This window comes from Saccharothrix longispora (assembly GCF_030852425.1).
GTDB lineage: Bacteria > Actinomycetota > Actinomycetes > Mycobacteriales > Pseudonocardiaceae > Actinosynnema > Actinosynnema longispora.
The window spans coordinates 341,354-365,854 of record NZ_NSDM01000008.1; the positions used below are offsets into that span (position 1 = coordinate 341,354).

Sequence of the window (24,501 nt, forward strand, 5' to 3'; positions counted from 1 at the left end):
CTAGCCGATCACGCGCCGGAGTTCGTCACGACCGTGGTGTCGTGGCGCACACGGGGCGGGTAGACCCGGGTCGGCGCCCGCCGAGGCGGGCGCCGACCCGGATCGTCACCGCATTCCTGCGGTCTCCAGCAGTGACGCCGTGACGGCCGACGGATCGGCCAGCTCCGGCTCCAGGCCGCGCGCGGTGAACCAGGCCGCGACGTTGCGCACGTCGCGCTCCAGGAACTCCGGCCCCCGCGGGTTGGCGACCACGTCCACCACCTGCGGCAGGTCGATCACGACGAGCCGGCCGTCGTGGACCATCAGGTTGAACGCGGACAGGTCGCCGTGCGCGAGGCCCGCCGAGGCCATCACGTCCAGCGCGTCGACCAGCTGCCGCCACAGGTCGAGCAGCTCGTCGGGCTCCGGGCGCAGCTGCGCCAGCCTCGGCGCCGCCGTCCCGTCGGTGCCGACGAACTCCAGCAGCAGTTCGGTGCCGTCCCGCTGCACCGGGTAGGGCACCGGGGCGCCCAGCCGGTACAGCGTGGTCAGCGCCGCGAACTCGGCCACCGCCCACCGCTCGGCGATGAGGTTGCGGCCGAACGCGCTGCGGTTGCCCATCGCCCGCATCTCGCGGGACCGCCGCATGCGACGGCCCTCCAGGTAACCGGCGTCGCGGTGGAACAGCCGGTGGTCGTTGCTGCGGTACCGCTTCGCGGCCAGCAGGCACGCGCGGTCGGTGCCGGGCGTGGACCGCTCCAGCAGGAAGACGTCCGCCTCCTTGCCGGTCTTCACGACCCCCAGCTCGCGGTCCACCGCGGACAGGTCCGTGACCAGCCACGACGGGTACGGCTCGGGGCCCTGGTCGGCGTCGCCCCAGGTCGACCAGCGGTCGCCGTGGGGCGGCGCGTCCTCGACCGCCACGTCCTCGCGGACCTGCGCCAGGCGGTCCTTGGCCTCTTCGGTGAGGCGGCCCCGGCGGACCGGGTCCACGTCCTCGCGGCGGCGTGCCCGGGCGGCCTTCTTCGACTGCCAGCGCAGGTCGTCGGCGTGCTCGAAATCGGTGTGGTGGTCGTCGTGCTCAGCGTTGTGCTCGCGCACCGGATGTGCTCCAGGTGAGGTGGGGTGGTCGCCCCGACCCGGCGCGGTGCCGAAGTGGCCCGCGTCAGGCGGGCGGGGCGAGCGGACGGGTCGGTGCCACGTCCCGGACGGCAATGGCCATCTGGCACCTCCTCTGGTCCGCCGCGGCTTCCACCGCCGGCGCTGCAACGCGTTCCCGCACAGGGTGCCGCGCGTCCCGGCGCGGCCGCAACCGGATTACCGCGACCTGTCCACGCGGTAGCTGGCGCGGTTGCCCAGCCACGCCGCCCCCAGTTCGCCCATCACCAGCGAGTCGTGCCGCAGCACGCGCTCGTCGTGCCACTGCGCGGCCTTCGGCGCGGTCGCGAGCATCCGCTGCCGGGCCGCCGAGCTGAACTCCACCAGCGCGTCGAGCGCCTCGTCCACCTCGTCCGCGGCCAGCGGGCGCGGTAACCCGTGACCGGGCAGGGCGAGCGCGGTGCCGGTGAACGTCGCCGACGTGCCGAAGTCCCGCGCCAACTGGTGCTCCACCGACTCGGCGTTGCGCTGCCGCTGTCGCCACCGCCCGTCCACCGCGCCCAGCCGCAGGCCGAGCAGCCGGGCCAGGCACAGCCCCGACCAGACCAGCTTCAGCGCCTCGGGCGCGTCGAGCGGTCCGGCTCGCAGGTCCTCGGAGATCCCTCTCAGGAGGGCGGGCGTCACGGTCTCGGCAGACGTGTCGCCGGGTGTGTCGGGGCTCACGCGGGCCATTCTGGCACCTGTGTCACCAGCGGTCACAAGTCGCCGCGCTCCGTCACGCGTTCGGCGGGCGACTCCGGGGGAGGACCGCGGGGGCCGCGCTCACCCGCCCGCCCCGACGACGAGGTCCGCCGTCGCCGGCCCGGTCACCTCGACCCGCAGGCCGGCCCGCACCGCGACCCTGGCCAGCGCCCGCAGGTCGCCCGGCTCGGCGCGCGACTTCACCAGCGCGCGTGCGAGCCGGCCCTTGTGGGCCTTGTTGAAGTGGCTGACCGCGACCCGCCGCCCGCCCTCGCCCTCGGTGACCACCCGGACCACCGCCGCGCCGGGCACCCGGGCCAGCGAGTTGTACGGGCTCGACCGCAGGTCCACCACGAACCCGCCGCCCGCCAGCACGGGCTCCAGCGCGGGCCGCCACAGCGCGCCCAGCGGGCCCACCGACGGCAGCGCGCTGCCGCCCGACAGCCGGTAGGCCGGGATCGGGTCGCCGCCGCCGACCAGCCCGAACAGCGCCGAGGCCACCGCCAGCCGCCCGAACGCCCGCGCCCGCTCGGCCCTGGTGAACGAGTCGAGCGCGAGCGCGTCGTACAGCACACCGGTGTACCGGGCGAGCGCGGGCATCGTCGGAGACCCGCGCAGCCGGGCGTTGCGCTCCACCTCCCCGACCTGCCGCTCGGACAGCCCGAGCGCGGCCAGGGCGGCGGGCACGTCGGCCGCCAGGTCGACGAGGGCGTCCACCAGCTTCGCCCGCACCGGCGTCAGCTCGGGGTGCGAGAGCAGGTCGAGGTCGAGCGGCGCGCCGGAACCACCGACGGCCTTGGTCTCCGACGGGGGGAGCAGCACCAGCACGACCGGGCAGCCTAGTGCCCCGCCGCCCGGACGCCGGGCACGAGGCGGAACCCGTTGGAACTGGGCAGACGCCGTTCACTACCCTGGCCGGACCACCAGCGCCACGAGGAGCACCCACCGTGATCACGAGGATGTCGTCGCTGTTCCTGCGCACCCTGCGCGAGGACCCGGCCGACGCCGAAGTCCCCAGCCACAAGCTGCTGGTCCGCGCCGGGTACGTCCGGCGGGTCGCACCGGGCGGCTACTCGTGGCTGCCGCTGGGGCTGCGGGTGCTGCGCAACATCGAGCAGGTGGTGCGCGAGGAGATGGACGCCTTCGGCGCGCAGGAGATCCAGTTCCCCGCGCTGCTGCCGAAGGAGCCCTACGAGGCCACCAACCGGTGGACCGAGTACGGCCCCAACATCTTCCGCCTCAAGGACCGCAAGGGCGCCGACTACCTGCTCGGCCCCACGCACGAGGAGCTGTTCGCCCTCACCGTGAAGGGCGAGTACTCCTCCTACAAGGACTACCCGGTCACGCTCTACCAGATCCAGACCAAGTACCGCGACGAGGCGCGTCCCCGCGCGGGCATCCTGCGCGGGCGCGAGTTCGTCATGAAGGACTCGTACTCGTTCGACCTCACCGACGAGGGCCTGGCCCACTCGTACCGGCAGCACCGCGACGCCTACATCCGCATCTTCGACCGGCTGGGCATGGAGTACGTGATCGTCTCCGCCACGTCGGGCGCGATGGGCGGCTCGGCGTCCGAGGAGTTCCTGGCGGTCGCGCCCACCGGCGAGGACACCTTCGTGCGCAGCACGGAGTCCGGCTACGCGGCGAACGTCGAGGCGGTCACCACGCCCGCGCCCCCCGAGCAGGACCCGGCGACCAAGCCCGGGGCGCAGGTCCACCACACGCCCGACACGCCGACCATCGAGAGCCTGGTCGCGTTCCTCAACGCCAACACCGACCGCGCCTTCACCGCCGCGGACACCCTCAAGAACGTCCTGGTGAAGACCAGGGTCCCCGGCGGCGACTGGGAGCTGCTGGCGATCGGCCTGCCCGGCGACCGCGAGGTGGACTTCAAGCGCCTGGAGGCGGCGCTGGAGCCCGCCGAGATCGCGATGCTGGAGGACAAGGACTTCGCCCGCAACGCGTTCCTGGTCAAGGGCTACATCGGTCCGGCCGCTCTCCAGGCCAACGGCGTGAGGTACCTGACCGACCCGCGGGTCGTGCGCGGCACGGCGTGGGTGACCGGCGCGGACAAGGCCGACCACCACGTGGTGGACCTGGTCGCGGGCCGCGACTTCACCCCCGACGGCGTGATCGACGTCGCCGAGGTCCGCGAGGGCGACCCGTCGCCCGACGGCCGGGGCGTGCTGGTGGCCGCGCGCGGCATCGAGATCGGGCACATCTTCCAGCTCGGCCGCAAGTACGCCGACGCGTTCCAGCTCGACGCGCTGGGCCCGGACAGCAGGCCCGTCCGCATCACCATGGGCTCCTACGGCATCGGCGTGTCCCGCCTGGTCGCGGCCATCGCCGAGCAGAGCCACGACGAGCGAGGCCTGATCTGGCCCCGCAACGTGGCGCCGTACGACGTGCACGTGGTCGTCGCGGGCAAGGACGAGACCCTGCTCGCCGGCGGGGAGAAGCTGGCCGCCGAGCTGTCCGCGCGGGGGGTGAAGGTGCTGCTGGACGACCGCAAGGCCAGCCCCGGCGTGAAGTTCGCCGACGCCGAGCTGATCGGCGTGCCCACGATCCTCGTGGTGGGCCGCGGCCTGGCGAACGGCGTGGTCGAGGTCAAGGACCGCCGCTCCGGCGAGCGCGTCGAGGTGCCGGTGGACGGCGCCGTGCAGCACCTCGTCGACGTCGTGAAGGGCTAGGTCAGGGGAGGACGGCCGCCAGCACGGCGCCCGTGTCGGACAGGTCGGCGAGCACCACGTGCGCGCCGGCCTCCCGCAGCTCCTCCGCGCTGCTGCGGCCCGTCGCCACGCCCACGGCGACGGCGTCGTGGTGCAGCGCGGCCCGCACGTCGTGCGGCGTGTCCCCGACGACCACGGCGCGGAACTCGCGGCCGTGCTTGGCCGACGCCAACCGCACGGCCTCCAGCACCAGCTCGGGCCGGTGCTCGGACAGCCTGCCGTAGCCGCCGATGTCGAAGTCCAGGTGCTCGTCCAGGCCGAACGGGGCGAGCTTGAACCGGGCGATCTCCACCAGGTTCCCGGTCACCAGGGTCTGCACGACGTCGTCGCGCCGGGCGAGTGCCCGCACCACCTCCAGCGCACCGGGCAGCGCCCGGCCGCGCTCGGTCAGCAGCCCGTGCTCCCGCCGCGCCGCGTCGATCAGCTCGGCGTGCAGCCGGGTGATCAGCTCCTCGGTGGCCTCCAGTTCGTGCAGCGCCAGCAGCTCCAGCGTGATGGCGCGCTCGGTGCGCCCGGCGAAGTCCGGCTCGCGCACCATGTCCAGGCCGGCCGCCGCGCGCAGCGCCGTCCGGTACCAGTCGACGCCGAGCCCGCCCGCGTCGACCAGGGTGCGGTCGATGTCCCACAGCACCAGCGTGTTCACGGCAGCCGCACACTCCCCAGGATGCGTTCCACGTCGTCCTCCGACGGTCCCTCGGCCACGTGCGGGCCGCCCTCGGCGACGTTGAGGGCGAACACCGCCACCTCGCCGCCGTTGCGCAGCGCCACCGCCGTGATCCTCGCCTTCGGCGCGAAGCAGGCGTTCGCCGCCTCCGGCGTCACCTCGACGCTCACCACGACCCGGTCGCCGTCGCCCTCGACCCGCGGGTCGCCGATCGTCGGCGGGGCGCCGTCCACCGTGTAGCCGCTCGCCGCGAGCCGGTTCACCAGTTCGGTGCCGACCTGCCCGGGGTCGTCCTCCACGAGCGACCCGGCGACGGCCTGGGCCTGGATCATGTTCCGCCCCTGGCACTCGAACGGCCGCGACACGTACGACGAGCCCAGCGCGATCCGCCCGGACGCGCCGCCGCCCTGCGACTCCCAGTCCGGCGGCAGCTCGTAGACCACCCCGGATCGGGGGTCCTCCACGACCTGCCACGGGGGAGCCTCGGGGGACGACGACGACGGGGCGGCGGGCTCGTCACCGGAGCCCGCCGCGACCAGGGCCACCGCGCCGCCCGCCGCGAGCACGCCGACGACGCCGAGCGCCACCCACAGCGGCGCGCGGTTCGGCTTCCGAGGGGGCGGTGGGGGCTGGTAGACCCCGAAACCGGTGTAGCTCACCGGGCCAGCGGCTTCACGGAGTCCACCATGGCCTGGAGGTCGGCCTCGGTGGGCGGCGCGGGCTGGGCGGGACCGCCCTCCAGGTCGCCGTTGGCCATGAACACGTGGAAGCCGGGGTCGCCCCGGAGCACGAGGACCTTCACCATGCCCTTGGTGGCCAGGCACTCGTCGCCCGAGGTGGTGATGGTCGCGTCGACCTGCACGCCCTCGACCTCGCCCGCCAGCTTCACCGGCCTCGGTTCGCCGAGCTTCACCTCGAACCGCGGCGCCGAGTTGTAGAACTGGGTGCCGAGCCTCTGCGCGAAGTCCTTGGCCACCGCCGCCAGGTCGCCCGCCGGCACGACCACGCCGCCCGCGCCGCCGCGGGTGAACCCGTTGCCGCCGCAGTCGTAGGCGCCGGTCAGGGTGAGGCCGGTGAGCTTCACCCCGTCCAGGCCCTCGACGTTCGCCGACCCCGCCGCGGGGGACCAGCCCTTGGGCACGTCGTAGCTGTAGGACAGGGCGGGCACGGGCAGGCAGTTCCAGTCCCGCTTCGCCGCCTCGCACGACGGCCCGGCCTCGGTCGTCCGCGTCGTGGTGGGGGCGGACGACCGGGTGGTCGTCGTGGTCGGCGCGCTGCTCGACGTCTGCGCGACCGGCGTGGACCCGGACCGGGTCACGAAGAACGCCGTCAACCCGCCGGCGAGGAGCACCACCGCGGCGACCGCGACGGCGATCCACACCTTCGTCCGGTCCTTGCGCGGCGGCTCGTCCCCGCCGGAGAACACGCCGAGCCCGCCGTAGGACCCGAAGCCCTGCTGCGGGTACTCCTGCTGCGGGTACCCGCCGTACGGCGGTTGCTGCGGTTGCGGCTGCTGCCGGCCCCAGTCGCCCTGGTTGGACTGGCCGCCCCAGCCGGTCTGCCCGTCACCTGGGTACGTCACCGGTGAACCGTACCCCGACACCGCCGGCAGGGAGGCCGGGTCACCCCGGCAGGAAGCTCAACCGCACCGTGCGCACGGGGTTGTCGACGTTGGTGTCCACCAGGCACACCGACTGCCACGTGCCGAGCGCGAGCACGCCGCCCAGCACCGGGATGGTCGCGTACGGCGCCACGAGGGCGGGCAGCACGTGGTCGCGGCCGTGCCCGGGCGTCCCGTGCCGGTGCCGCCACCGGCCGTCGGCGGGGAGCAGGTCCTCCAGCGCGGCCAGCAGGTCGTCGTCGCTGCCCGCCCCGGTCTCCAGCACGGCGAGGCCCGCGGTGGCGTGCGGCACCCACACGTGCAGCAGGCCGTCGCCGTCGACGTCGGCCAGGAACTCCTCGCACGCCCGCGTCAGGTCGTGGACGACCCGCTCGGACCCGGTGCGGACCTCGATCTCTTCGCTGCGCATGACCCCATACCTTGCCCGGAACAATGCCGGTGCGCCCGCACGGCCCGGTCGGGCAGGATCGCGGTGTGATCCACACCGCGATCGTCACGGGCGCCAACCAGGGCATCGGCGCCGCCACGGCCAAGGCCCTCGCCGCCCGGGGCGTCAACGTCCTCGTCACGTTCCTGCGCTTCGCGCCCGCGCCGGACCCGAGCACCCCGCCCGAGTACTTCGCCGCCCGCGAGTCGGACGCCGACCACGTCGTCGCCGCCATCACCGAGGCGGGCGGCCGGGCCCACGCCGTCGAGGCCGACCTGGCCGACCCCCTCGTGCCCGCCCGGCTGTTCGACGTCGCCGAGCACGTCTTCGGGCCGGTCGACATCCTGGTCAACAACGCCTCCAGTTGGGTGCAGGACACGTTCCTGGCCGCCGAGACCGACCAGTTCGGCCGCGTGCTGCGCGCCGTGACGCCCCAGACGTTCGACGCGCAGTTCGCCGTGGACGCCCGCGCGGGGGCCCTGATGATCTCCGAGTTCGCCCGCAGGCACATCGCGCGCGGCGGCAACTGGGGCCGCATCGTCGGCCTCACCTCCGGCGGCCCCCTCGGGTTCCCGAGCGAGGTCACGTACGGCGCGGCCAAGGCGGCGCTCGACAACTACGCCATGTCCGCCGCCGCCGAGCTGTGGCCGCACGGCATCACGTCGAACGTCGTGAAACCGGGCGTCACCGACACCGGCTGGGTCAACGACGCGGTGCGCGCGCAGCACGACGTCTCGCAGCCCGAGGACGTGGCCGGGGTCGTCGCCTTCCTCTGCTCCGACGAGGCGGCGAAAGTGACGAAGAACGTCATCACGCTGCACTGACCGGCTCCTACCCGCCGGTAACATGGCTGCGCGTGAAGGCATCGCACCTCCGCCGGGGCATGAACCTGTGGCCGCCGTTCCTGTTCGCCGGCATCCGCGTCGTGGAGCTGTCCGACGACTACCGCCGCGCCAGGGTCCGCCTGCGCATGCACCGGTGGAACCGCAACTACGTGGGCACCCACTTCGGCGGCTCGCTGTTCGCCATGACCGACCCGTTCTGGATGCTGCTCGTCCTGCACCACCTGGGCCGCGAGCACCTCGTGTGGGACAAGGCGGGCGAGATCGAGTTCGTCACGCCCGGCCGGGGCACCGTCACCGCCGAGTTCCGCCTCACCGACGAGCACCTCGACGAGATCCGCTCGCGGACCGCCGACGGCGGCAAGGCGCTGGTCTGGTTCGAGACCGACGTCGTCGACGAGACCGGCGCCGTCGTCGCCCGCACCCGCAAGCAGGTCTACGCCCGGCGCAAGCGGCGCGGGAACCCGGTGGACGCCGACGCGCCCCGGGCCGTCTGATGACCGCATGCGCGAAGCCTTCGGAACGACCTTCGACGTCCCCCTCGGCTACCTGAACACCGCGTCCGTCGGCGTGCCGCCCGCCCCCACCGCGGCCGCCGTCGCCGACGCGGTGCGCCGCTGGTCCACCGGTCTGGACAACGGCGGCACGGCCGACCCGCACGTCACCGCCGCCCGCCGCGCGTTCGGCCGCCTCGTCGGCGTCCCCGGCGACCGCGTCGCGTCCGGCGCCTCCGTGTCCCAGCTCGTCGCCCTGGTCGCCGCGAGCGTCCCGCCGACCACCTCGGTCCTCGTCGCGAGGGGCGACTTCACCAGCCTCACCTTCCCCTTCGCGGCCCACGGCCTGCGGATCACCGAAGTCGACCTCGACGACGTCCCCGCCCACGCCCCCCGGCACGACCTGGTCGCGGTGAGCGTCGTCCAGTCCGCCGACGGCCGCGCCGTGGACCTCGACGCCCTGCGCGCGGCCGGCACCCCGGTCCTCCTCGACGCCACCCAGGCGGTCGGCTGGACCCCGCTCGACCTGGGGTGGGCCGACTGGGTCGTCGCCGCCGGCTACAAGTTCCTGATGGCCCCGCGCGGCTGCGCCTGGCTGGCCTGCTCACCGGCCGCGCTGGCCCGCACCACCCCCGCCGCCGCCAACTGGTACGCGGGCGACGACCCCTGGACCTCGGTCTACGGCCTCCCGCTGCGCCTGGCCCCGGACGCCCGGCGGCTGGACCTGTCCCCGGTCTGGCTGTCCCAGTTCGGTGCCGCCGAGTCCCTGCCCTACCTGGCCGGGCTGGACCTCGGCGAGGTCCGCGAGCACGCCGTGGGCCTGGCGAACGACCTGCTCACGGCCCTCGACCTGCCCCCGGCGCCCAGCCCGATCGTCTCCCTCGGCCTGCCCGGCGCGGCGGAGAAGCTGGCCGCCGCGGGCGTCCGCTCCAGCGTCCGGGCCGGTCGGGTCCGCCTCGCGTTCCACCTCTACAACACCGCCGAGGACGTCGACGCGGTGCTCGCGGCGCTCCGCTGACGCACTTCCGTTACCGTGGGTCTTCGTGTCGGTTCCTCCCGAATCACCCGAAGAGGTGACGCAGCGGATTCCTCCGCTCCGCCCCTCGGACACCGCCCCCCTGTGGCGGCCGTCCGAGATCGGGCAGCTGGACTCCCTGCTCAGCACACCACCGCCCGCACCCGCGTCCGCGCCACCGCCCGCGCCGGGGACGTCGCGCCGCGGCCTGCTGGTCAAGGCCGCCGGCCTGCTCGGCGTGGCGGTGGTGTCCGGCCTGGTCTGGCTGCTGGTCATGCCGAAGGACACGCCGACCGGCACGCCCACCACCACGCCCGCGCCGGCGGGGGAGTTCACCTTCGCAGAGTCGGCGCAGGCCCCGGAGCCGCTCAAGGACAGCGACTGCGCGTCCCACGCCTACGGCCAGACCAAGGCGTTCCTCACCGCGACCCCGTGCCAGCAGCTCACCCGCGGCCTGTACACGACGAGGACACCCGACGGCGTGACGGTCTACACGTCCGTGTCGGTCGTGCGCATGAGGACCGTCGAGGACGCCACCAAGCTCAAGGACCTGACCAGCCGCGACGGCACGGGCAACGTCAACGACCTGGTCAAGGACGGCGCGGTGAAGGTCCAGGGCCTGTCCACCCTCGGCAACGGCGGGTTCGCGGCCCAGCTCAAGGACCGCGACCTGGTCATCATCGAGTCGGACACGATCACGCACGGCGCGAACGAGGCCGAGCACAACCGCCTCATGAAGAAGATCAGCTTCGAGGCGATGCGGCTCGCGGACGAGCTGAGGGGCTGAGGGGCCGGGTCAGCCGACCGCGGCCCCCGGCATCGTGATCGACAGCGGCGCGACCCCGGCGACCTTCCGCCACCGGGTGCCCCGCACGGCGGACACCGTCAGCGCGTCCAGCGCCGACCGCCGCAGCGCGCCGTCGTCGGTCCGCTCCAGCACCCCGCGCCACGCCGCGCACGCGTCCGCCTCCACCGCGATCAGCGCCGCGATGGCCGACGCGGCGCTGTCCACCGGCTGCGGCGGCAGGTACGCCGCCGCGGGCGGGCGGGGCGTCGCCCCCTGGTCCCGCAGCCACCGCTCGGTGGTGTCCCGCCGGGCCCGGTGCGCGTTCGCGCCGTCCGCCACCGCCGCGGCCTGCTGCTCGATGAACGCGCTGACCAGCCCGTACGTCCACACCGCCGCGTGCTCGGCGGCCAACGCGTCCTGCACCGCGTCCACGCTCACGACAACGCCTCCACCAGACTCGCGCACCCGGCGGCCACCGAGGCGACCAACCCGACCCGGTGCGACCCGACCGTCACCGCCAGGTCGCCGGCCTGCTTCTGCGCCGCCTGGAGCGACGTAACCAACGTCTCCCGCGTCCCCCCGGCGGGTGGCGCCACCGACGGCGGCGGCGAGGGCGGCGGCGTCGACCCCGGCACCCGCGGCGTGGCGCGCTCGATCTCCGCGCGCAGCCGGTCGGCGTGCTCGGTCCGGGCGGCGGCCGTCTCCGGCGCGCCGACCGCCGCGGCCAGCGCGGCGTCGGACAGGGCGGCCCCCACCAGGTCTTCCAGCACGTCCGGGGGTGGCGGAGGGGGAGGTTCCGGGGTGCACGCCGCCACGAACGGCACCGTTGCCGCCGCCAGCAGCACTCCCCGCCTGCTGAACGCCGATTCACCGATCACGGGTACCGATCCTGCCAGAGCCGGAACGGGCGCCGCCCTCCCGTGGGACGTGCGCCCCCGCCGGGACGAGATAGTCTGGGCGACCACGGCCGGCGAGTGCAGCGTCGACCGGGGTCGTCATGCCCTCCGCCCTGACCCTGCACACGTCGACACAAGGAGTCACCACGTGTCCAGCCCGCCGCGCGGAGAACTCGCCGCGCAGCTAACCCCCGTCGTGCGGGAGGCGGTCGAGGCCATCGGCTTCGACCTCGAACTGCTCGACGTGAACCAGGCTGGGCGTCGCAGGCTGGTGAAGGTGGTCGTCGACGGCGACGACGGGATCGGCCTGGACGAGGTGGCTCAGGCGAGCCGCGTCGTGTCGGCCGCCCTCGACGCGAACGAGCACCTCATCGCCGGCCCGTACACGCTTGAGGTCACCTCGCCGGGCGCCGACCGCCCGCTGACCAGGCCGCGCCACTGGAAGCGCAACCGGTTGCGCCTGGTGAAGGTCAAGCAGCCCGACCAGGTCGAGTGGTTCGGCCGCGTCGGTGACGCGGACGACACCGGGGTCGTGCTGCTGGTCAAGGGCGAGCTGCGCCGCGTCGAGTACTCGACGATCGAGCGCGCCGCCGTGGAAGTGGAGTTCAAGCAGCCGCCCGTCGAGGAGCTCGCGCTCCTGGAGGGCAAGCACCTGAAGGAGGAGTCGGAGTGAACGTCGACATCGCCGCTCTCAGGGCGATCGAACGGGACAAGGACATCCCCTTCGACACGGTCCTCGAAGCGATCGAGACCGCCCTGCTCACCGCCTACAAGCACACCGACGGGCACCACTCGCACTCGCGGGTCGAGATCGACCGCAAGACCGGCGTGGTGCGCGTCCTCGCCCAGGAGCTCAACCCCGACGGCTCGGTGGCCGAGGAGTGGGACGACACCCCCGAGGGGTTCGGCCGCATCGCCGCCACCACCGCCCGCCAGGTGATCCTCCAGCGCCTGCGCGACGCCGAGCACGAGCGCACCTACGGCGAGTTCTCCGCCAAGGAGGGCGAGATCATCGGCGGCGTCGTGCAGCGCGACGCCCGCGCGAACGCCCGCGGCATGGTCGTCGTCCAGATCGGCGACACCGAGGGCGTGCTGCCCCCGGCCGAGCAGGTGCCCGGCGAGACCTACGTCCACGGTTCGCGGATCAAGTGCTACGTCGTGGGCGTGTCCCGCGGTCAGCGCGGCCCGCAGATCACCCTCTCCCGCACCCACCCGAACCTCGTGCGCCGGCTGTTCGCGCTGGAGGTCCCGGAGATCGCGGACGGCACCGTGGTGATCCCCGCGGTGGCACGTGAGGCAGGTCACCGTTCGAAGATCGCGGTCCGCTCGTCGGTGCCCGGGGTCAACGCCAAGGGCGCCTGCATCGGCCCGATGGGCGCCCGTGTGCGCAACGTCATGAGCGAGCTGGCCGGTGAGAAGATCGACATCATCGACCACTCGGACGACCCGGCCACGTTCGTCGGGAATGCCCTGTCGCCTGCGAAGGTCGTGTCCGTCAAGGTGCTCGACGAACGCGCCAAGACGGCGCGCGTCGTCGTGCCGGACTTCCAGCTCTCCCTCGCCATCGGCAAGGAGGGCCAGAACGCCCGGTTGGCCGCCAGGCTGACCGGCTGGCGCATCGACATCCGCTCCGACGCGGACGCCGGCGGGGCCGCTCCGGCGGGCGCGGCGACGTCCGGTTCGGCCGAATAGGCATTAGGGGATAGACTTCCCAGTGGTTCAACGTCGGGGATCGGTTCTCACGCACATCGGCCCGGTTCGTACGTGCATAGGATGCCGCGCTCGGACGTTGCCCTCCGAGCTGCTGCGCGTGGTGGTCGTGGACGGGACCGTGGTCCCGGACACGCGCCGACGGTTGCCGGGGCGGGGAGCATGGCTGCACCCCGATCCCGGTTGCCTGCGCAACGCAGAGAAGCGCCGGGCGTTCCCCAGGGCCTTCCGGGTCCAGGGTCCGCTCGACGTCGAAGGCTTGCGCGAACACTTCGAGCAGTACCGCCAGGAGGTCGCGGGATCGCCCCGTGACCAGCAGGAAGCAAGGAAGCAGGTCGACCCGTCATGAGTCAGCCGTGAAGCTGAAGACATGAACGCGCGACGTTAAGACGAGGTCGACGGGACCAGCCGCCGGCCTCCCTCACAGAGGAGTGCAGTGGCAGGCAAGGCCCGCGTGCACGAGCTCGCGAAAGAGCTCGGTGTCACGAGTAAAGAACTGCTGACCAAGCTCGCCGACCAGGGCGAGTACGTGAAGTCCGCGTCCAGCACCGTCGAGGCCCCGGTGGCCCGACGGCTGCGCGACGCCTACGCCAAGAACGACGCGAAGCCGAAGTCGTCCGGCGCCCGCCCGGCGCCGCCGAAGCCGCAGGCCCCCGCGTCGTCCGGTGACGCCCCGCGCCCCGGCGCGCCCGCCGGCAAGCCCGGCCCGCGCCCGGTGCCCGGTCCCAAGCCGATGGCCCCGAAGCCGCCGGCCCCGGCTCCCGCGGCCCCGGCTCCCGCGGCCCCGGCTCCCGCGGCCCAGGCCCCGGCCCCGGCGCAGCAGCCGAAGGCCCCCGCGGCCCCGGCCCCGGCGCAGCAGCCCAAGGCCCCCGCGGCCCAGGCGCCCGCTGCCGCGGCGCCGACCCCGGCTCCGGCCCAGCAGCAACAGCAGCAGGCCTCCCGGCCCGCGGGTCCGCGTCCCGGCCCGCGCCCGGCGCCGCAGCAGCAGCAGCCCGCCGCGGCGCAGAACCCCCCGTCCGTGGTCCCGCCGCGCCCGCAGGCCCCCAAGCCCGCCGGCCCGCGGTCCCCGCGTCCGGGCAACAACCCGTTCGGTGTCGGCGGTGGCGCTCCCGCGCCGCGTCCGCAGGCCCCGCGCCCGCAGACCCCCGGTGGCGGTCGCGACGAGCGCCCGTCCGGCCCGAAGCCGGGTGACGCGCGTCCGGCCGGTCCGCGTCCGGGTGGCTCCGGCGGTCCCGGCGGCCCGCGCCCGAACCCCGGCAACATGCCGCCCAGGCCGAACCCGGGCATGATGCCCGGCCGTCCGGCCCCCCGCCCCGGTGGCGGTGGCGGTGGCGGCGGTCGTCCCGGCGGCGGACCCGGTGGTGGCGGTCGCGGTCCCGGTGGCGGCGGCGGTCGTCCCGGTGGCGGCGGTGGCGGCGGTGGCTTCCGCGGCGGTCCCGGTGGGGGCGGCGGCGGTGGCGGTGGCGGCGGTTTCCGTCCCGGTGGCGGCGGTGGCGGTGGCGGTGGCTTCCGCCCCGGCGGCGGCGGTGGCGCCCCGGCCGGTGGCGGCGGCGGTGGCTTCCGCGGTCGTCCCGGTGGCGGTGGCCCCGGTGGTCGCGGCGGTGCCGCGGGCGCCTTCGGCCGTCCCGGTGGTCCGGCGCGTCGCGGCCGCAAGTCGAAGCGGCAGAAGCGCCAGGAGTACATGGACAACATGCAGGCGCCGTCGGTCGGCGGCGTCCGCCTGCCCAAGGGCAGCGGCGAGACGATCCGCCTGCCCCGCGGCGCCTCGCTGACCGACTTCGCCGACAAGATCAACGCCAACCCGGCCTCGCTGGTGCAGGTGTTGTTCCACCTCGGCGAGATGGTCACCGCGACGCAGTCCGTGTCCGACGAGATCCTGGAGCTGCTCGGCTCCGAGATGAACTACGTCGTGCAGGTCGTGTCCCCCGAGGAGGAGGACCGCGAGCTGCTGGAGACGTTCGACATCACCTACGGCGACGACGCCGGTGGCGAGGAGGACCTCCAGATCCGCCCGCCGGTCGTCACCGTCATGGGTCACGTCGACCACGGCAAGACGCGGCTGCTCGACACGATCCGCACCGCGAAGGTGGCCGAGGGCGAAGCGGGTGGCATCACCCAGCACATCGGCGCCTACCAGGTGAACACGGAGCTGGAGGGCAACGAGCGCCTCATCACCTTCATCGACACCCCGGGTCACGAGGCGTTCACCGCCATGCGTGCGCGTGGTGCGAACTCGACCGACATCGCGGTCATCGTGGTGGCGGCCGACGACGGCGTGATGCCGCAGACGGTGGAGGCGATCAACCACGCCCAGGCGGCCGACGCGCCGATCGTGGTCGCGGTCAACAAGATCGACAAGGAGGGGGCCAACCCCGCCAAGATCCGCCAGCAGCTCACCGAGTACGGGCTGGTCGCCGAGGAGTACGGCGGCGAGACCATGTTCGTGGACATCTCGGCGAAGCAGGGCATCAACATCGACGGCCTGCTGGAGGCGATCCTGCTGACCGCCGACGCGTCGCTCGACCTGCGCGCCAACCCCGAGATGGAGGCGCAGGGCGTCGCCATCGAGGCGCACCTCGACCGCGGTCGCGGTCCGGTCGCCACGGTGCTGGTGCAGCGCGGTTCGCTCCGCGTGGGCGACTCGATCGTGGCGGGTGCCGCCTACGGTCGCGTGCGCCGCATGGTCGACGAGCACGGCGAGGACGTCACCGTCGCGACCCCGTCGCGCCCGGTGCAGGTCATCGGCCTCACCTCGGTGCCCGGCGCCGGCGACACGTTCCTCGTGGTCGAGGAGGACCGGGTGGCCCGGCAGATCGCCGAGCGCCGCCAGGCCCGCAACCGCAACGCCATGAACGCGGCCAAGCGGAAGCGCGTCAGCCTGGAGGACCTGGACGCCGCGCTGAAGGAGACCAGCGCCCTCACCCTGATCATCAAGGGCGACAACTCCGGTACCGTCGAGGCACTGGAAGACGCGCTCATGAAGATCGAGGTCGGCGACGACGTCGAGCTGCGGGTCATCCACCGCGGCGTCGGTGGCATCACCGAGGGCGACATCAACCTCGCCGTCGCCGGTTCCGCCATCGTCCTGGGCTTCAACGTCCGGGCCGAGGGCAAGGCGACCGAGCTCGCGAACCGCGAGGGCGTCGACGTCCGCTACTACACGGTGATCTACCAGGCGATCGACGAGATCGAGCAGGCCCTCAAGGGCATGCTCAAGCCGGAGTACGAAGAGGTCCAGCTGGGCCGCGCGGAGGTCCGCGAGGTCTTCAAGTCCTCCAAGGTCGGCACGATCGCCGGTTGCCTCGTGCTGTCGGGCGAGATCCGCCGCAACGCGCGGGCCCGCCTGCTGCGCGACAACAACGTCGTCCAGGAGAACCTGCCGATCAGCTCGCTGCGGCGGTTCAAGGACGACGCGACCGAGGTCCGCGAGGGCTACGAGTGCGGTCTGACGCTCGGCAACTACGCCGACCTGAAGATCGGCGACGTCATCGAGACGTTCGAGATGCGCGAGAAGCCGCGCGCCTGATCGTCTTCCGACACGGTGCGGGGCCGTCCCACGGGGCGGCCCCGCACCCTTGGAAACCCACGTGGTGATGAACCCTGTTCGTCGGTGCTCTTGAGCTGGACGTGCTGCTCGGCGACGTCCACTCGTTGAAGCAGAAGCGGTCCGCGGTGAAGCCCGTCGTGGCCGAGCTGAGGCGCAGGTTCGAGGTGTCCGCCGCCGAGGCGGGCCACCAGGACCTGCACCGCCGGGCGTTGATCGGAGTGGCGGTGGTCGCCGCCGACGCCCAGCATGTCAGGGAAGTCCTGGACGCCTGCGAGAGGCTCGTCGCCGGGCGACCCGAACTGGAACTGCTCTCCGCCCGCCACAGGCTGGTCGGGCCGGAGGACGACTGAACACGTCGCCACGCGGCGACAACCGATAAGGAGGGGAGCGCCGTGGCCGACCAGGCACGGGCTCGCAAGCTGGCCAAGCGGATCTCGCAGATCGTGGCCTCCGCGCTGGAGCACGAGGTGAAGGACCCGCGGCTGGCCCGCGTGACCATCACCGACACCCGCGTTACGGGCGACCTGCACGACGCGACGGTGTACTACACCGTGCTGGGCGAGAAGCTGGACGCCGAGCCGGACCTCGTGGGCGCGGCGGCGGCGCTGGAGAGCGCCAAGGGCGTGCTGCGCACCATGGTCGGCCAGCAGACCGGCGTGCGGTTCACCCCGACGCTCACGTTCGTCACCGACACCGTGCCCGACGAGGCGCGGCGGATGGACGAGCTGCTGGCCAGGGCGCGCGAGGCGGACGCCGAGGTGGCCCGCATCGCGTCCGGCGCGGAGCCCGCCGGCGAGCCCGACCCGTACAAGCCGCCGCGGGAGACCGAGGACGGCGAGTAGGGATGCGACCGACGCGGGCCGACTAGCGTTCCGGTCGTGCACAACGACCTCACCGCCGCGGCCCGCGTCCTGTCCACCGCCACCGACGTCACGTTGCTGGCCCACGTCAACCCCGACGCGGACGCGCTGGGCAGCGCCCTGGCGCTCGGCCTGGCCCTGCACCGCCGCGGCGTGACCGCGCGGGTGTCGTTCGGGGCGCCCGACGAGGTGCCGGAGACGCTGCGCGACCTGGACGTCGCCGGTCTGCTCGTGCCCGCCTCCGAGGTGCCCGCCGCGCCGCCCGTGCTCGTCGCCCTGGACACCGGCAGCGTCGGCCGGCTCGGGCCGCTCGGCGACCGGGTGGACACCGCCGGTGTGGTCGTCGTGCTCGACCACCACGTGTCCAACCCCCGCTTCGGGCACGTCAACGTGGTGGACGACCGCGCCGAGGCCACCGCGATCGTGGTGCTGCGGCTGCTCGACGAACTGGGCGTGGAGCTGGACGAGCCGGTGGCCCGCTGCATCTACGCGGGCCTGGTCACGGACACGCGGTCGTTCCGGCACGCGTCGGCGTCCACGCACGAGGTCGCGGCCCGCCTGCTCGCCGCGGGCGTCGACGCCGAGGCCGTCGCCCGGCCGCTGATGGACTCCCACCCGTTCGGCTACCTGGGGATGCTGTCGACCGTGCTGCGCGGCGCGCGGCTGGAACCGGACGCGGCGGCCGGGCTGGGGTTCGTGCACGCCGTCGTGACGCTGGAGGACGCCGCGGGGCTGCGTCCCGAGGAGGTGGAGAGCGTGGTCGACCTGGTGCGCACCACGTCCGAGGCGGAGGTGGCGGCGGTGCTGAAGGAGTTGCGGCCCGCCACGTGGTCGGTGTCGCTGCGCGCGGTGAGCCGGGTCGACGTCCGCGAGGTGGCGCAGCTGCTCGGCGGCGGCGGTCACCGCCTCGCCGCGGGCTTCACCGCGACCGGCACGGCCGACGCGGTGCTCCGGCGGCTGCGGGAGGCGCTGGCCGAGGTGGCCGGACGATGAGCCCCGACCCCCTCGACGCCGATCGGGTGCCCGCGCGCCGCGTGATCGGCCTGGCCGCGCCGGCGCTGGTCGTCCTGGCCGCCGAACCCCTCTACGTCCTGGTGGACACGGCCGTGGTCGGCCACCTGGGCGCGCTGCCCCTCGCCGGCCTGGCCCTGGGCGGCGTCCTGTTCACGCAGGTCGCCACCCAGCTCACCTTCCTCTCCTACGGCACCACGGCCCGCGCCGCACGCCTGTTCGGCGCGGGCCGCCGGGTCGGGGCGGTCGAGGAGGGCGTGCAGGCGACGTGGCTCGCGCTCGCCGTCGGCGCGTTCGTGATCGCCCTCGGCCAACTCCTGGCCGCTCCCGCCGCGCGCCTGCTCGCGGGTCCGGGCGAGGTCGCCGACAACGCCGTCGGCTGGCTCCGCATCGCCCTGTTCGGCGCGCCGTTCGTACTGGTCACCATGGCCGGCAACGGGTGGATGCGCGGCGTGCAGGACACCCGCCGCCCGCTGCGCTACGTGCTCGTGGGCAACGGCATCTCGGCCGTGCTGTGCCCGCTCTTCGTGCACGTCGCCGGCTGGGGCCTGGAGGGCTCGGCCGTCGCGAACGTCATCGCGCAGGTCCTCTCCGCCGGCCTGTTCGGCCGGGCGCTGCGCGCGGAGCACGTCGACCTGCGACCCGACCCGCGCCGGATGCGCGCCCAGCTCGGCCTCGGCCGCGACCTGGTGCTGCGCAGCCTGGCGTTCCAGGCGTGCTTCCTGTCCGCCGCGTCCGTCGCCGCCCGCACGTCCGTCGCCGCCGTCGGCGCGCACCAGGTCGTGCTCCAGCTGTGGACGTTCCTGGCGCTCGTGCTCGACTCCCTCGCCATCGCCGCGCAGTCCATCGTCGGCGCGGCGCTGGGCGCCGGGCGCCGCGACCGGGCCCGGCGGTTCGCCCGGCAGGTCACCGGCTACGGACTGGTGTTCGGCGTGTTCCTGGGGGTCGTGTTCGCGGCGCTGTCCGGTCCGCTGCCGCTGCTGTTCACCACCGACCGGCTCGTGCTCGACGAGATCCCGCACGCCTGGTGGTTCTTCGTGGGCCTGCAACCCGTCGCCGGGGTGGTGTTCGCCCTCGACGGCGTGCTGCTCGGCGCGGGCGACGCCGGGTTCCTGCGCACCGCCACCCTGGCCTCCGCGGCGCTGGGCTTCCTGCCGCTGGTGTGGGCGTCGCACGTGTTCGGCTGGGGCCTGGTCGGGATCTGGACGGGCCTGACGGCGTTCATGGTCCTGCGGCTGGTGGCGGTGCTGGCGCGGACCCGTTCCGGCAGGTGGGCGAGGGTCGGCGTGACCTGACCGGCGTGTGGCGAGGCGCACGTCCGGGAATCGTTAACACAGGACAAGTGTTTCTCGATACCGGGAGTGCCGCCGCACGGTCCACGAGGAGTTCCCCTTGCCGGTCGATCGAGCCACGAAGCGCGGCTGGCTGATCTGGTCAACCGCCGTCGCCGTCTACGTCGCCGCCCTGTTCCACCGGAACTCGCTCGGCGTCGCCAGCCTGGAGGCGTCCGAGCGGTTCGGCGTCGGCCCCGCCGCGCTCAGCACGTTCACCGTGCTCCAGATCGGGCTGTACGCGCTGATGCAGGTCCCCACGGGCCTGCTCGTCGACCGCTTCGGCCCGCGCCGCGTCCTCGTCGCCGCCGCGCTGCTCATGGGCGCCGGCCAGGTCCTGTTCGCGCTGGCCTCCTCCTACCAGGTCGGCCTCGCCGCCCGCGCCGTCCTCGGCATCGGCGACGCCATGACGTGGGTGAGCGTGCTGCGGCTCGCCGCCGCGCACTTCCCGCCCCGCCGGTTCACCGTCGTGATGACGCTGTCCGCGGCCCTCGGCGGCGCCGGCAACCTCGTCGCCACCGTCCCGCTGACCCTGCTGCTGGGCAACGCCGGCTGGACCGCCACGTTCCTCATCGCCGGCGCCGCCACCGCCGCCTACTCCGCGGTCGTGGCGTGGCGGGTGCGCGAGGTCCCCGACGGCGTGCCGCCACCCGTCGCCGAGCCGGTGCCGCTGCGCGCGCTCGGCCCGCGCGTCGCCGCCGCGTGGCGCGTGCCCGGCACCCGCCTGGGCTTCTGGGTCCACTTCACGTCGATGTCCACCCCGGCGCTGCTCGCCCTGCTGTGGGGCTTCCCGTACCTGGTCGAGGGGCAGGGCCTGTCCCGGCCCGCCGCGTCCGCCGTGCTCAGCACCCTCGTCGTGATCGCCGTCGTGGCCGGTCCCGTGATGGGCGCGGTCATCGCCGGCCGCCCCGGCTGGCGCATGCCGATCGTCGGGGGCTACCTCGGCGTGGCGGTGGTGTGCTGGGCCCTGCTGCTCGGCTGGCCGGGCGGCGTGCTGCCCACCCCCGTGCTGTACGCCGTGTTCGCCCTCCTCGCGATCGGCAACCCGGTGTCCGGCGTCGCCTTCGCCCTCGTCCGCGACTACAACCCGCTGCACCGGGTGAGCACCGCGACCGGCGTGGCCAACGTCGGCGGGTTCGGCGCGATCACCTTCACCGCGCTCGTCGTGGGCGTGCTGCTCGACGTCGCCGAACCGCTGGCCGCCCCCGACGCCTACCGGGTCGCGTTCCTGTCCGTGGTGGCCGTGCTGCTGGTCGGGGTGTGGCGCACGGTCGTGTGGTGGCGGCGCGCCAGGGCCGCCGTGTTCGCCGCGCTCGACCGGGGGGAGACCGTGCCGGTACCGGTGCGCCGCCGTCGCTGGGACGCCCTGGCCGACGCCTAAGATCTCCCCTCGTGCCCGCACCCAGCCGCCCTTCCCGTCCCCCCGTAGCGCCCGGCCTGGTCGTCGTCGACAAGCCGGACGGCATGACCTCCCACGACGTGGTCGCCAAGGTCCGCCGCATCCTCGGCACCCGCAAGGTCGGCCACGCGGGCACGCTCGACCCGATGGCGACCGGCGTGCTCGTGCTCGGCATCGAGCGGGCCACGAAGCTCCTCGGCCACCTCGCGCTGGACAGCAAGGCGTACCTGTCGACGATCCGCCTGGGCGCGTCGACCACGACCGACGACGCCGAGGGCGAGGTCGTGTCGAGCGCGGACGCCTCGGCGGTGCCCGAGGACGCGATCCGCGCGGGCGTCGAATCCCTGACCGGCGCGATCCAGCAGGTGCCGAGCGCGGTGAGCGCCGTGAAGATCGACGGCAAGCGCGCCTACGCGCGGGTGCGCGACGGCGAGGTCGTCGACATCCCGGCGCGCCCGGTCACCGTGCACCGCTTCGACGTCCTGTCGATCCGCCGCGAGGGCGCGACCACCGAGCTGGACGTGATGGTCGAGTGCTCGTCCGGCACGTACGTCCGGGCCCTGGCCCGCGACCTCGGCGCCGCCCTGGGCGTGGGCGGCCACCTGGCCAACCTCCGCCGCACCAGGGTCGGACCGTTCGACCTGCGCGTCGCCAGGACACTCCAGCAGCTGGAGGACGCGCCGGGCCTGTCCCTGGACCTCGACGCGGCCGTCGCCACCGCCTTCCCGCGCCGCGAGATCGCGCCGCGCGAGGCCGTGGCCCTGTCCCACGGCCAACGCCTCCCGGCGGGTGGGCTGGAGGGCACCTACGGCGTGTTCGGCCCGGACGGCCACGTCGTGGCCCTGGCCAAGGACGAGGGTGCCGTCACCAGGTCCCTGGTGGTGCTCACGCCGGCGGGTTGACCGCCGATCCCCGGTCACACCGCGGCCGCGTGGGCCTACCGTGGACGCATGGCGAGATGGGTGTTGCCCGCGGCGGCGGGGGTGGTCGCCTCGGCGACCGGTGTGGCGGTCAACATGGCCACGGACGCGGCTGGCGACCCGTGGGCGTGGGCGGCGGTCGTGCTGCTCACCCTGCTGGGCGTCGCGCTCACCGTGCGGATGCAGCGGCCCGCCGAGCCGCAGCCCGCACCCCGGCCCTCCCCGCCGGGGCCGTCCGTCCACAACTCGGTCACCGGCACGGTGCACGGCGGCGTCGTGCAGGCCGGGAACGTGGGCTCGGTCACCATCGACTCGTCGACGGCGGTCACCCAGCACGCGGTCGCGCGCGACGGCGGCACGGTCTACCAGGCCGGACGGGACGTCAACCCCAACCGCTGACCGCGACCCGGCCCCGTAGGCTTGCCGCGTGCAACGCTGGCGAGGGCTCGACCTCCTTCCGGGCGGCTGGGGCCGCTGCGTCGTGACGATCGGCGTGTTCGACGGCGTCCACCGGGGCCACCAGGCGCTGATCGGCCGCGCGGTGGACCTGGCGGCGGCCAAGGGGGTGCCGAGCGTCGTCATGACGTTCGACCCGCACCCCTCCGAGGTCGTCCGCCCCGGCAGCCACCCCGCTCAGCTGACGGGCCTGCACCGGCGCGCCGAGCTGGTCGAGGGGCTCGGCGCGGACGTCTTCTGCGTCATCCCGTTCACCGCCGAGGTGTCCCGGATGCCCGCGGACGAGTTCGCGCACGAGATCCTGGTCGACCGGCTGCACGCGGCGGCCGTGGTGGTGGGCGAGAACTTCACGTTCGGCTACAAGGCGGCGGGCAACGTCGACCTGCTGCGCGCGCTGGGCACGCGGTTCGGCTTCGTGACGGAGGGGGCGGATCTGGTGACCGACGACGGGGTGACGTACTCGTCGACCTACATCCGGGCGTGCATCGACGCGGGTGACGTGGCGGCCGCCGCGCACGCGCTGGGCAGGCCGCACCGGCTGGAGGGCATCGTGGTGCGCGGCGACGGCCGCGGCAAGGAGCTGGGCTTCCCCACGGCCAACCTGTCCACGACCCGCTTCGCCGCCGTGCCCGCGGACGGCGTGTACGCGTGCTGGTTCGTCCGCGGCGACGGCAGGCGCCTCCGGGCCGCGGTGAGCGTCGGCACGAACCCCACCTTCTCCGGCCGGGAGCGGCGCGTCGAGGCCTACGTGCTCGACGTCGACGAGGACTTCTACGGCCAGCGGGTGGCGCTGGACTTCGTGGAGCGGCTGCGCGGCATGGAGAAGTTCGACGCGGTCGAGGACCTGCTGGTGCAGATGCACCGCGACGTGGCCGTGGCCCGCGACGTCCTGGTGGCCGAAGAGCAGCTGTGACCTGTTGAACCAGGTGGGTGGAACCGTCCGTGCCGTGGTCGGCGACCTGGCAGGATGCTGTCACGTCGACCGGGCTAGGGGAGAGGCGCAGGTGGAGGACCACAAGATCGTCCAGCGCAACCTCGCGTTGCAGCGTGAGTGGTACGGGGAGCCCCTGGGCGACCGGGTGCGCCGGTTGGTGGTCGCCTTCAACGTCTCCCAGGCGCAGCTCGCCGACGTCCTCGGGATCAGCGCCCCGATGCTCAGCCAGGTCATGAGCGGTCGCCGCGCGAAGATCGGCAACCCGTCGGTGCTGGCGCGGATGATCATGCTGGAGCGCAAGGTCCTCACCCCCGACGTGTCCACCGGTGCGCCCGAGGCCCTCCAGCGCGCGTTGGACGAGGTCCGCGGCTCCAAGCCCACGGTGGGGCGCGAGTCGCTGCCGGTGAACCTCGCCGACGACGAGGCCGTGGTGTTCCCGTTCCTGCGCCGGCTGGCCGACCGCCGCGAGTTGTCGCAGGCCGCCGACGTGCTGGGCGAGGACTTCCCGGCGCTGGCCGACGTGCTGCGGCGCGCGGGCAAGGACCGCGACGCCTGACCGCGGACGGGTAGCCGTCCGCCACTACTGGTAACCTCGACAGTTGGGTCTGGCTGCGGTCCGTGGCGGCCAGTACCGACTACCCCGCGCGAGCGGGGCCCCACGGCACGGGAATCGAGAACCAGGAAGCAGGAACGTGGCACTCTCCACCGATGAGAAGAAGACCATCCTCGCCGAGTACGGCGTCCACGACACGGACACCGGCTCCGCCGAGGCTCAGGTCGCGCTGCTGAGCAAGCGCATCGCCGACCTGACGGAGCACCTCAAGAAGCACAAGCACGACCACCACTCGCGTCGTGGCCTGCTGCTGCTCGTCGGCCGTCGCCGCCGGCTGCTCAACTACCTCCAGAAGGTGGACATCCAGCGCTACCGCGACCTGATCGGTCGTCTCGGCCTGCGCAGGTGAAACGTGCCGGGGGGGAGTGATCGCATGATCACTCCCCCTTCGGCTTCGCAAGGACAAGACAACAAAGACGAGGGACGT

General features: G+C 73.9%; 28 protein-coding genes. 19 read left to right on the top strand and 9 right to left on the bottom strand.

What is annotated here, in order from left to right:
* Positions 1 to 105: 105 nt before the first annotated feature.
* The 3 genes from CKY47_RS20840 to yaaA all read right to left on the bottom strand — a co-directional run bounded on the left by CKY47_RS20840 (position 106) and on the right by yaaA (position 2,646).
* On the bottom strand, positions 106 to 1,020 hold the full coding sequence (locus CKY47_RS20840; protein WP_306747643.1) for a serine protein kinase RIO: 915 nt from the start codon (positions 1,018 to 1,020) through the stop codon (positions 106 to 108).
* Positions 1,021 to 1,296: 276 nt separating this feature from the next.
* Positions 1,297 to 1,800, bottom strand: a complete 504-nt coding sequence (locus tag CKY47_RS20845) for a hypothetical protein (RefSeq protein ID WP_306747577.1) — start codon at positions 1,798 to 1,800, stop codon at positions 1,297 to 1,299.
* A 99-nt stretch (positions 1,801 to 1,899) separates the two neighbouring features.
* On the bottom strand, positions 1,900 to 2,646 hold the full coding sequence (gene yaaA / locus CKY47_RS20850; RefSeq protein ID WP_306747578.1) for a peroxide stress protein YaaA: 747 nt from the start codon (positions 2,644 to 2,646) through the stop codon (positions 1,900 to 1,902).
* A 119-nt stretch (positions 2,647 to 2,765) separates the two neighbouring features.
* On the opposite strand from yaaA, the gene CKY47_RS20855 reads away from it, so the two are divergent.
* Positions 2,766 to 4,508, top strand: coding sequence for a proline--tRNA ligase (locus CKY47_RS20855; RefSeq protein WP_306747579.1), 1,743 nt, complete (start codon positions 2,766 to 2,768; stop codon positions 4,506 to 4,508).
* Position 4,509: 1 nt separating this feature from the next.
* Here the strand turns inward: CKY47_RS20855 and CKY47_RS20860 are convergent, their stop codons facing one another.
* The 4 genes from CKY47_RS20860 to CKY47_RS20875 are packed head-to-tail and all read right to left on the bottom strand — an operon-like array spanning position 4,510 to position 7,241.
* The gene (locus tag CKY47_RS20860; protein ID WP_306747580.1) at positions 4,510 to 5,190 is read right to left on the bottom strand and encodes an HAD family hydrolase; all 681 of its coding nucleotides are present in this window, start codon (positions 5,188 to 5,190) and stop codon (positions 4,510 to 4,512) included.
* Positions 5,187 to 5,870, bottom strand: coding sequence for a DUF8017 domain-containing protein (locus CKY47_RS20865; RefSeq protein ID WP_306747581.1), 684 nt, complete (start codon positions 5,868 to 5,870; stop codon positions 5,187 to 5,189). The genes CKY47_RS20860 and CKY47_RS20865 overlap by 4 nt, the downstream gene beginning before the upstream one ends.
* Positions 5,867 to 6,793, bottom strand: a complete 927-nt coding sequence (locus CKY47_RS20870; protein ID WP_306747582.1) for a DUF8017 domain-containing protein — start codon at positions 6,791 to 6,793, stop codon at positions 5,867 to 5,869. Before CKY47_RS20870 ends, CKY47_RS20865 begins: the two co-directional genes overlap by 4 nt.
* 40 nt (positions 6,794 to 6,833) lie before the next feature.
* The gene (locus tag CKY47_RS20875; protein WP_306747583.1) at positions 6,834 to 7,241 is read right to left on the bottom strand and encodes a YjbQ family protein; all 408 of its coding nucleotides are present in this window, start codon (positions 7,239 to 7,241) and stop codon (positions 6,834 to 6,836) included.
* A gap of 65 nt (positions 7,242 to 7,306) precedes the next feature.
* Here CKY47_RS20875 and CKY47_RS20880 point away from each other — a divergent pair, with 65 nt between their 5' ends.
* Genes CKY47_RS20880 through CKY47_RS20895 form a run of 4 tightly spaced genes read left to right on the top strand, consistent with a single transcriptional unit; the run spans position 7,307 to position 10,397 of the window.
* A complete protein-coding gene (locus CKY47_RS20880; protein WP_306747584.1) occupies positions 7,307 to 8,083 on the top strand; it encodes an SDR family NAD(P)-dependent oxidoreductase in 777 nt (258 codons plus the stop codon).
* 32 nt (positions 8,084 to 8,115) lie between these two features.
* The gene (locus CKY47_RS20885; protein ID WP_306747585.1) at positions 8,116 to 8,598 is read left to right on the top strand and encodes a DUF4442 domain-containing protein; all 483 of its coding nucleotides are present in this window, start codon (positions 8,116 to 8,118) and stop codon (positions 8,596 to 8,598) included.
* 7 nt (positions 8,599 to 8,605) lie between these two features.
* Positions 8,606 to 9,613, top strand: coding sequence for an aminotransferase class V-fold PLP-dependent enzyme (locus tag CKY47_RS20890; protein ID WP_306747586.1), 1,008 nt, complete (start codon positions 8,606 to 8,608; stop codon positions 9,611 to 9,613).
* A 25-nt stretch (positions 9,614 to 9,638) separates the two neighbouring features.
* Positions 9,639 to 10,397, top strand: coding sequence for a hypothetical protein (locus CKY47_RS20895; protein ID WP_306747587.1), 759 nt, complete (start codon positions 9,639 to 9,641; stop codon positions 10,395 to 10,397).
* A gap of 9 nt (positions 10,398 to 10,406) precedes the next feature.
* On the opposite strand, the gene CKY47_RS20900 is transcribed toward CKY47_RS20895, so the two are convergent.
* Together CKY47_RS20900 and CKY47_RS20905 are read right to left on the bottom strand one after the other, a co-directional pair.
* The gene (locus CKY47_RS20900) at positions 10,407 to 10,835 is read right to left on the bottom strand and encodes a ferritin-like domain-containing protein (protein ID WP_306747588.1); all 429 of its coding nucleotides are present in this window, start codon (positions 10,833 to 10,835) and stop codon (positions 10,407 to 10,409) included.
* A complete protein-coding gene (locus CKY47_RS20905; RefSeq protein ID WP_306747589.1) occupies positions 10,832 to 11,275 on the bottom strand; it encodes a hypothetical protein in 444 nt (147 codons plus the stop codon). Before CKY47_RS20905 ends, CKY47_RS20900 begins: the two co-directional genes overlap by 4 nt.
* Positions 11,276 to 11,441: 166 nt before the next feature.
* Between CKY47_RS20905 and rimP the strand changes: the two genes are divergently transcribed.
* From rimP to rpsO, 14 genes are all read left to right on the top strand, one after another.
* Positions 11,442 to 11,966, top strand: coding sequence for a ribosome maturation factor RimP (gene rimP / locus CKY47_RS20910; protein ID WP_306747590.1), 525 nt, complete (start codon positions 11,442 to 11,444; stop codon positions 11,964 to 11,966).
* Positions 11,963 to 12,985 (top strand): transcription termination factor NusA, encoded by a 1,023-nt coding sequence (nusA, locus tag CKY47_RS20915; RefSeq protein ID WP_306747591.1) that lies wholly within the window; start codon positions 11,963 to 11,965, stop codon positions 12,983 to 12,985. The genes rimP and nusA overlap by 4 nt, the downstream gene beginning before the upstream one ends.
* 22 nt (positions 12,986 to 13,007) lie before the next feature.
* Positions 13,008 to 13,352 (top strand): YlxR family protein, encoded by a 345-nt coding sequence (locus CKY47_RS20920; protein ID WP_306747592.1) that lies wholly within the window; start codon positions 13,008 to 13,010, stop codon positions 13,350 to 13,352.
* Between the two features lie 87 nt (positions 13,353 to 13,439).
* Positions 13,440 to 16,529 carry a translation initiation factor IF-2 gene (gene infB / locus CKY47_RS20925; RefSeq protein WP_306747593.1) on the top strand — a complete coding sequence of 1,030 codons (3,090 nt, stop codon included), beginning with the start codon at positions 13,440 to 13,442 and terminating at the stop codon, positions 16,527 to 16,529.
* 74 nt (positions 16,530 to 16,603) lie between these two features.
* Positions 16,604 to 16,900, top strand: a complete 297-nt coding sequence (locus CKY47_RS20930) for a DUF503 domain-containing protein (protein WP_306747644.1) — start codon at positions 16,604 to 16,606, stop codon at positions 16,898 to 16,900.
* 42 nt (positions 16,901 to 16,942) lie between these two features.
* On the top strand, positions 16,943 to 17,392 hold the full coding sequence (rbfA, locus tag CKY47_RS20935; protein WP_306747594.1) for a 30S ribosome-binding factor RbfA: 450 nt from the start codon (positions 16,943 to 16,945) through the stop codon (positions 17,390 to 17,392).
* Between the two features lie 36 nt (positions 17,393 to 17,428).
* Positions 17,429 to 18,403, top strand: coding sequence for a DHH family phosphoesterase (locus CKY47_RS20940; protein WP_306747595.1), 975 nt, complete (start codon positions 17,429 to 17,431; stop codon positions 18,401 to 18,403).
* Positions 18,400 to 19,716: an MATE family efflux transporter gene (locus tag CKY47_RS20945; RefSeq protein ID WP_306747597.1), complete on the top strand. Its 1,317-nt coding sequence runs from the start codon at positions 18,400 to 18,402 to the stop codon at positions 19,714 to 19,716. Before CKY47_RS20940 ends, CKY47_RS20945 begins: the two co-directional genes overlap by 4 nt.
* A gap of 97 nt (positions 19,717 to 19,813) precedes the next feature.
* Positions 19,814 to 21,133, top strand: a complete 1,320-nt coding sequence (locus CKY47_RS20950) for an MFS transporter (RefSeq protein WP_306747598.1) — start codon at positions 19,814 to 19,816, stop codon at positions 21,131 to 21,133.
* The gene (truB, locus tag CKY47_RS20955; RefSeq protein WP_371320711.1) at positions 21,109 to 22,053 is read left to right on the top strand and encodes a tRNA pseudouridine(55) synthase TruB; all 945 of its coding nucleotides are present in this window, start codon (positions 21,109 to 21,111) and stop codon (positions 22,051 to 22,053) included. Before CKY47_RS20950 ends, truB begins: the two co-directional genes overlap by 25 nt.
* Before the next feature lie 48 nt (positions 22,054 to 22,101).
* Entirely contained in the window at positions 22,102 to 22,470 is a 369-nt protein-coding gene (locus CKY47_RS20960) for a hypothetical protein (protein ID WP_306747600.1), read from the top strand.
* A 28-nt stretch (positions 22,471 to 22,498) separates the two neighbouring features.
* Complete coding sequence (locus CKY47_RS20965; RefSeq protein ID WP_306747601.1) at positions 22,499 to 23,440, top strand: bifunctional riboflavin kinase/FAD synthetase; 942 nt, start codon at positions 22,499 to 22,501, stop codon at positions 23,438 to 23,440.
* Between the two features lie 91 nt (positions 23,441 to 23,531).
* Positions 23,532 to 24,017, top strand: a complete 486-nt coding sequence (locus CKY47_RS20970) for a helix-turn-helix domain-containing protein (protein WP_306747602.1) — start codon at positions 23,532 to 23,534, stop codon at positions 24,015 to 24,017.
* 136 nt (positions 24,018 to 24,153) lie between these two features.
* Positions 24,154 to 24,423 (top strand): 30S ribosomal protein S15, encoded by a 270-nt coding sequence (gene rpsO, locus CKY47_RS20975; RefSeq protein WP_306747603.1) that lies wholly within the window; start codon positions 24,154 to 24,156, stop codon positions 24,421 to 24,423.
* The last annotated feature ends 78 nt before the right edge of the window (positions 24,424 to 24,501 follow it).